The organism is Nocardia sp. bgisy118, from assembly GCF_057708605.1.
In genome coordinates this window covers 317,212-323,329 of sequence record NZ_JBYISM010000006.1, presented here as the reverse complement: position 1 = coordinate 323,329, position 6,118 = coordinate 317,212, and the positions used below count along the sequence as shown (strand labels likewise).

Genomic DNA, 6,118 nt, shown 5'->3' with positions numbered 1-6,118 from the left:
GGGTGGGGGGGGTCGGCCACCCCCCCCCCCCCCCCCCACCGCCCCTCCCACTTCGAAGGGAAGACATCGATGGTCCATTCGGCCGAACGTCAGATCGCGACGTCGGTACTCGTGATCGGCACCGGCGGCGCGGGCCTGCGTGCGGCGATCGAGCTGGCCGAGCGAGGTGTGGACGTGCTCGTGCTCGGCAAGCGACCGAAGGCGGACGCGCACACCACGCTCGCCGCGGGCGGCATCAACGCCGCACTGTCGACGATCGATGCCGAGGACAGCTGGCAACAACACGCGGCGGACACGATCACGGAGAGCTATCTGCTGGCCCGCCCGGATATCGTGCAGGTCGTCACCGAGAATGCCGCTCGCGGAATCGAAGATCTGGAGCGGTGGGGAATGCCGTTCGCTCGCGAGTCCGACGGGCAGATCTCGCAGCGATTCTTCGGTGCGCACACCTACCCGCGCACCGCGTTCGCAGGCGACGGATGACGAACATCGGCGTGCATCCCGATCCCGCCGGATTCCAGGATCTGCCGCACGCGTTCGATCTGAAATCGTCGGCGATCGCGGCCCGTGCCACGTTGGAGGTTGCCCTGGAACGACGCGAAACACGCGGCTGCCACAACCGCTCCGACTCTACGTCACCGATAACGAACTGGTCGTGATCGCTGTGGGTGGGCACTACGACGACTGACTTCGGTCGTCGTCCCGTGTGTTCGAAGTCATTTGGAGCAATACCTCCAATTCCTTTGCGAGGCCGCCTCATCGGCGTCGTTCGGACTGGCCGGTCGACTCTCTTCAGTCCCCGCGCCTCGGTGCCGCGGCGAGTTCCGAGGCTGTCGAGTTCACCCTGCCTTGCGAAGGCCGAAGGCGTTCGGTGGCAACGATGTTCACTCGGCGGGATGCGCGATGGTAGCTGCTCGGGGAGGTGGGCGCGACATGAATCGTGCATCGTGAGTCTTCCGCATTGTGGGCAACCTAATTACGCAACGCGAAATGACTAAAGTCCATTAACTACCGGTAGGTTTGAAATACCGGAGGGTATTCTTTTCGCGTATCCGGGGGAAATGCGTTGTGTGCTGAGAAATTTCCCGTCGATAGCTGTACACAGCTCCCGGGCCGTGTGTAGCGTCGGGACTCGCTAAAACCCTCACAGACAAGCGGTGGCACGGTGATCGGTATCGAGGGCTGCTTGAAACGCATCATGGACATTCCGGGTGCGCGCAGCGTGACAATGGTGGACGGGGCGAGTGGTCTTGCGATCGCGGCGGCCGGGCAGCACGATCTGGTCGATCAGCACGAAGATGCTGCGGCCACAACGGATGTGGTTCGTACAGTGCTCGGCTGCTCGGCGCTGGCGACCGGTTGGGACGGTGACGATCTCACCGAGATCATCGTGTCCGGGTCCCGTGGATTTCACTTGCTGAATCTGGTGGACGGCGACTTCGACGGCCGGCTTTTCGTGCACGTGCTGTGTGAAGTCGACACCGGCAATCTGGCGATGGCTCGATATCAGCTTCGGGCGATTCTCGCGGAATTCGCCGAGGACGGTTATGGGCGTTGACCTCGCCGTCGAACTGCGGCGGCTGGAAAAGGAAGGGAGTACGGGTGTCTTACGCGCCGGTGATGGCGCATTTCATCTCACCGGTGGCGTGATCGCCTCCGCCGATTGCCGCAGAACGACCGGGCTGGACCGGCTGGTGGTGGAGGCGGGCGTGGCGACAGCGGAGGATTGGCGGCGGGCGGGTGCCGGGGATCCCGGGCAGGTGCTGGCGCGGCCGCGACTGGAAACCCTTGCGCTGCTATCGGTTTACGATGCGGCCTACTTCTTGTTCGCGTCGTCCGCCGTCCCCGAATTCCGGCCTGCGCCACCGCACTGGCTCGCGCCGGTCTGCCACATCACGCCGCGCGCGCTGGTGCAGGAATGCGAGCGGCGCGGCGATCCGGAGTCCGGGCCGTGGCCGGCGGACCTGGTGGACCGCGTCCCGGTGGTGCCGGTGCGCCGCGTCCGGCGCCGCCACGTGGTGCTCACCGCGGGTCAGGCCGAGGTGCTCGCGGCGGCGGATACCCAGCGCAGCATCACGGGTATCGCCCGTGACCTCGGCCGCACCACGTACGGATGTCTGGAGGCGGTGCGGGAATTGACCGCGGCGGGCTTGCTCGAGCCGCCCGGCCCGGCCGTCGTCGAGCCCGGCAGGCACGCCGCCCCGTGGGGCGCGGGATTCGCCCCCCACAGCGGACCGCGAGAGGTCGGGCCTCCCGCGCGCATCGAGTCGCGAAACGGCAAGCACTCCAAGCTGACCGGGCCGCGCGTCACCGAGCCCGCGATGTTCACCGAGCCGGGATCCGCCGACTCGGCCGAGGTGCAGGCCGCGGTGCTCGCCGCGCGCACCGACTCGAGGCTAGCGGAATCCGCTGCGCTCGCGGTGGCCGGACCTGCGGTAATCGCCGATCCCGATGCGCCACGCATGACGCCTGTAGCGCCAGGAGAGCCCACCGTCCCGCCCCTACGCCGTCGGGTGCGTACGGTCCCGCCGCCGTCGGCGGAACAGTGGGAGCCCGTGGACCGCGACGTGCTGGTTCGCCTGCGGGCGGCGTTGGAGGAGCTTGCGTGACCGCGCGAAAGAAATTGTTCGGCGAATGGATGGGAAGGTTGACCAAGGTGGCGATGTCCGGACCCGGACCGACCGCGGCGGTGCTGGCGGAACTGAAGATGCTGCGGGATCGGGTGCCACAGCTGACCGGCGCGCTGGTCGCGTCCGGCGACGGTCTATTGATCGCGCACGACCTGCCCGCACACATCGAACCCGACGGAATGGCAGCGCTGTCGGCTTCGCATCTCGCGCTGTCGTACCGGCTGTCCGCCACCGCCAACGGCGGCGGATTCCACGAGGTCGTGGTGCGCGGCACCGACGGGTACGTGGTGATCTACTCGGCGGGCTGGGCCTCGCTGACCGTACTGGCCGGATCCGAAGTGAACGTCGGCCGGCTCCATCTGGAGTCGCGCCCGGTGGCCCGCGCGATCGCCGACCATCTGGCGGCGATGGCGAACAAGCCCGGCAGGGACCGGGCAACGCACACCCATCGAAAGGAATGAAATGACGAATCTCGATCTGGCTCTGAAGGACATGATGGTGATCGACGGCGCGATCGGCGCCGCCGTCGTCGATTACAACAGCGGTATGGCCCTCGGAATGCTCGGCAGCTCCAAGGCTTTGGACCTCCAAATCGCCGCGGCGGGCAACACCGAGGTGGTGCGCGCCAAGCTTCGCACCATGGAACAACTCAACCTCAAAGAAGACATCGAGGACATCCTCATCACGCTGTCCGGCCAGTACCACATCATCCGGCCGATGACCGGCCGAAAATCCAAAGGCCTGTTCCTCTACCTCGCCTTGGACCGTGGCCGGGCGAACCTCGCGCTGGCCAGGCACCACCTCAGGGGTATCGAAGAGGAATTGGAGGTCTGATCGGCCGCCCAGGGCTCGCGCCGGCCTTGGGCGAGGTCGCGGTGCGGGGTGCAAGTGTCGTTTTCGCAGTTGTCAGCCGAGCATCAGGGGTGGCGGAGGTGTAACTGGCGACCGTACTTGCGCGGGCCCGGCGGGCGGCGAACGATTGACGGTGCGGCGGCGGCGTGTGTGGGCCGTGCGGTTTCACGCGCTCGGTGGACCACTACGCATAGACCCCGCGCCATTCGCGGAGTGATTGCTCCACGCGAGGAGGACCAGATGTTCATCCAGGTGATTCAAGGCAAAGTGTCCGACGCCGACCGGCTCAGTCGGTGCATGGATCGGTGGACAGCAGAACTGGAACCGGGGGCTGTCGGATACCTCGGCACAACGTACGGACTATGCGACGACGGCACATTCATCGCGCTTGCCCGTTTCGAATCCGAGGACGCGGCGCGACGAAACAGCGCGCGCCCGGAGCAGGGCGCCTGGTGGGCCGAGACCGAGCAGTGCTTCGACGGGCCGGTCACCTTCATGGACTGCCCGGAGGTGACGCAGTGGATGAGCGGCGGCTCTGACGAGGCAGGCTTCGTGCAGATCATGGAGGGCCATACAGCCGATGGGCGCCGGATGCGCGAACTGCACACGCAGACGGGTGATCGTCTGCACGAACTGCGCCCAGAGATTCTCGGTGGCACGTTGTCGACCTACGGCGCCGACGGGTACGTCGAGGCGGTGTATTTCAGGTCCGAAGCCGAGGCTCGCGAGCACGAGAAGATCGAGATTCCCGACGATCTTCGGCCGTTGCTCGAGGAGGAGCGCAGGCTCATGGGCGAGGTCACGTACTTCGACCTGCACGAGCCGATGCTGGTGTCGGCGCGGAAGTAGGACAGCTGCGCGACCGGCCATTGCCCAAGGAGCACTGGCTGGCCGCGGCGACCTTACTGATATGCGGACCTCAGCGTTGCTTCCTCGCCACCAGAACGGTGTCGTGAAGCTCGATCTGGTGACTGCCGTGGGTCATCGTGCGAGATCTCGTCTCCGCCACCGTGATTTCCCAGCGGTTGGGTTCCAGCGCTGCCGCCAGATCCTCCGCGCTGACGTGCACGCCCGTCGCGTGGGTGGCGGAGTGCGCGTCCGACGGATGGTGGCCGACGATGAGAAGCGTGCCGCCGGGGGCGACGGCAGGAGCCAGCCGGCGAAGCAAGGTTTCGGCTCCCGTGACGGGGTGGGCGTAATGCGAGCAAACGAGGACGTAGCCGTTCTCCTCGGGCGTCCACTCCGTCAGATCCGCTGCCAGCCAATCGATTCGGCCGGAGATCTCGGGCCCGCGGAGGTCGGCCAGCTCGCGGGCGTGATCCAGGGCGGCGGTGGCGAAATCGACTGCCGTCACACGCCAGCCGTGTGCGGCGAGCCAAACGGCTTCCGCGCCTTCGCCGCAGCCCGCGTCCAGGGCGCGGCCCGGGGTCAGGTTCGCCGCCTCCACCGTGAGGTGTGGATTGGGTTGCGGGTGCGGGGTCGTCGAGTGGGCGCGATAGCGGGCTTCCCAGAAGGCGTGGTCGAGTTGTTCTGGCACGGTGATCCTAATCAGTTCTGGGAGTGAGCCATCGGGCAAACTCCTGGTGGTAGCCGACCGGCAGGTGAGCACTCTGTGTTCCTTCGTGGTTCAGAGGCCGTGGCGGCCGTCGCCTGCCGCCTCGCACAGGAGTGCTTCGATGTCGAGTGCGAACGGATACGCGGCGACCGCGTTTCGGGTGTCCTCGGCGACCAGATCGGCGTTGATGTGCCCGGCCGCGGTGGCGCCCGCGGCGGCGGCCGTGCCGACTTGGGCGGCCAAGTCGGTGACGTTCCCCGCCGCCCACACGCCGGGAACCTCGGTGCGGCCGGTCGGGTCGGCGGCGATGAACTCGCCCATGGGATGTTCGGAGCGGCGCAGCCCGAGCGTCGCGAGGAAATCCGCCCGCGCCACCATCCGCGACCCGACCGCGACGACCTCGCGGTCGATCACCGTTCCGTCGCTCAGGCGCACGCCGGTGATGCGATCCTCGGCGATCTCCAGTCCCGTTACCTCGCCCTCGACCAGCCTGACGCCGCGGGCCGCCAGCTGCACCGTCTCCTCCCGCGTGGGTGACGTGGTGTGGGCGAAGAAGGTGATGTCGGCGCTGAGCTGCCGGAACAGCAGCGCCTGGTGCACCGACATCGGACCCGTGGCGAGCACGCCGATGGCCCGATCGCGCACCTCCCAGCCGTGGCAGTAGGGGCAGTGCACCACGTCCCGGCCCCAGCGTTCGCGCAGGCCGGGAATGTCGGGCAGTTCGTCGACCAAGCCGGTGGTGACCAGCAGCCTGCGGGCGTGAACGGTCCGGCCGTCGGCCAGAGTCGCGACGAAACCGTCGCCGTCGCGGTCCGCGCCGCGCACTTCGCCGGACGCGAGCTGAACGCCATACGCGCGCACCTCGGCGCGGCCGCGTTCCAGCAATTCGGCGGGCGGCGTGCCGTCCCTGGCCAGCAGGCCGTGCACGCCCTCGGCCGGAGCGTTGCGCGGCGCGCCAGCGTCGACCACCAGCACCGAGCGGCGCGATCGGCCGAGCATCAGCGCGCCGCTCAACCCCGCGGCGCCGCCGCCGATCACCACCACGTCGTAGCTGTCTTTCCGCTGATCGGTCACCATGACC

Annotated in this window: 9 protein-coding genes; 7 read left to right on the top strand and 2 right to left on the bottom strand. The window is 67.6% G+C overall.

What is annotated here, in order from left to right:
* Nucleotides 1-69: 69 nt before the first annotated feature.
* The 7 genes from AC3EO7_RS10755 to AC3EO7_RS10725 all read left to right on the top strand — a co-directional run bounded on the left by AC3EO7_RS10755 (nucleotide 70) and on the right by AC3EO7_RS10725 (nucleotide 4,331).
* A complete protein-coding gene (locus tag AC3EO7_RS10755; protein WP_435591090.1) occupies nucleotides 70-483 on the top strand; it encodes an FAD-dependent oxidoreductase in 414 nt (137 codons plus the stop codon).
* Nucleotides 480-659, top strand: coding sequence for a hypothetical protein (locus tag AC3EO7_RS10750; RefSeq protein ID WP_431967460.1), 180 nt, complete (start codon nucleotides 480-482; stop codon nucleotides 657-659). Before AC3EO7_RS10755 ends, AC3EO7_RS10750 begins: the two co-directional genes overlap by 4 nt.
* A gap of 506 nt (nucleotides 660-1,165) precedes the next feature.
* Complete coding sequence (locus AC3EO7_RS10745) at nucleotides 1,166-1,558, top strand: hypothetical protein (protein WP_431967462.1); 393 nt, start codon at nucleotides 1,166-1,168, stop codon at nucleotides 1,556-1,558.
* Nucleotides 1,548-2,609 carry a hypothetical protein gene (locus AC3EO7_RS10740; protein ID WP_431967464.1) on the top strand — a complete coding sequence of 354 codons (1,062 nt, stop codon included), beginning with the start codon at nucleotides 1,548-1,550 and terminating at the stop codon, nucleotides 2,607-2,609. The genes AC3EO7_RS10745 and AC3EO7_RS10740 overlap by 11 nt, the downstream gene beginning before the upstream one ends.
* Nucleotides 2,606-3,091 (top strand): roadblock/LC7 domain-containing protein, encoded by a 486-nt coding sequence (locus AC3EO7_RS10735; RefSeq protein ID WP_431967466.1) that lies wholly within the window; start codon nucleotides 2,606-2,608, stop codon nucleotides 3,089-3,091. Before AC3EO7_RS10740 ends, AC3EO7_RS10735 begins: the two co-directional genes overlap by 4 nt.
* A gap of 1 nt (nucleotide 3,092) precedes the next feature.
* Nucleotides 3,093-3,464 (top strand): hypothetical protein, encoded by a 372-nt coding sequence (locus AC3EO7_RS10730; protein WP_435591089.1) that lies wholly within the window; start codon nucleotides 3,093-3,095, stop codon nucleotides 3,462-3,464.
* A 258-nt stretch (nucleotides 3,465-3,722) separates the two neighbouring features.
* A complete protein-coding gene (locus tag AC3EO7_RS10725) occupies nucleotides 3,723-4,331 on the top strand; it encodes a hypothetical protein (protein ID WP_431967470.1) in 609 nt (202 codons plus the stop codon).
* Nucleotides 4,332-4,401: 70 nt separating this feature from the next.
* Here AC3EO7_RS10725 and AC3EO7_RS10720 read toward each other — a convergent pair whose 3' ends face one another.
* Together AC3EO7_RS10720 and AC3EO7_RS10715 are read right to left on the bottom strand one after the other, a co-directional pair.
* Nucleotides 4,402-5,058, bottom strand: coding sequence for a class I SAM-dependent methyltransferase (locus AC3EO7_RS10720; RefSeq protein WP_435591088.1), 657 nt, complete (start codon nucleotides 5,056-5,058; stop codon nucleotides 4,402-4,404).
* A gap of 51 nt (nucleotides 5,059-5,109) precedes the next feature.
* Nucleotides 5,110-6,114, bottom strand: coding sequence for an NAD(P)/FAD-dependent oxidoreductase (locus AC3EO7_RS10715; RefSeq protein ID WP_431967474.1), 1,005 nt, complete (start codon nucleotides 6,112-6,114; stop codon nucleotides 5,110-5,112).
* Nucleotides 6,115-6,118 lie beyond the last annotated feature (4 nt).

Bases quoted from the DNA above. Each gene is read 5' to 3' on its own strand.
- AC3EO7_RS10755 (WP_435591090.1), top strand. From the start codon at position 70: ATGGTCCATTCGGCCGAACGTCAGATCGCGACGTCGGTACTCGTGATC.
- AC3EO7_RS10750 (WP_431967460.1), top strand. From the start codon at position 480: ATGACGAACATCGGCGTGCATCCCGATCCCGCCGGATTCCAGGATCTG.
- AC3EO7_RS10740 (WP_431967464.1), top strand. From the start codon at position 1,548: ATGGGCGTTGACCTCGCCGTCGAACTGCGGCGGCTGGAAAAGGAAGGG.
- AC3EO7_RS10730 (WP_435591089.1), top strand. From the start codon at position 3,093: ATGACGAATCTCGATCTGGCTCTGAAGGACATGATGGTGATCGACGGC.
- AC3EO7_RS10725 (WP_431967470.1), top strand. From the start codon at position 3,723: ATGTTCATCCAGGTGATTCAAGGCAAAGTGTCCGACGCCGACCGGCTC.
- AC3EO7_RS10715 (WP_431967474.1), bottom strand. From the start codon at position 6,114: ATGGTGACCGATCAGCGGAAAGACAGCTACGACGTGGTGGTGATCGGC.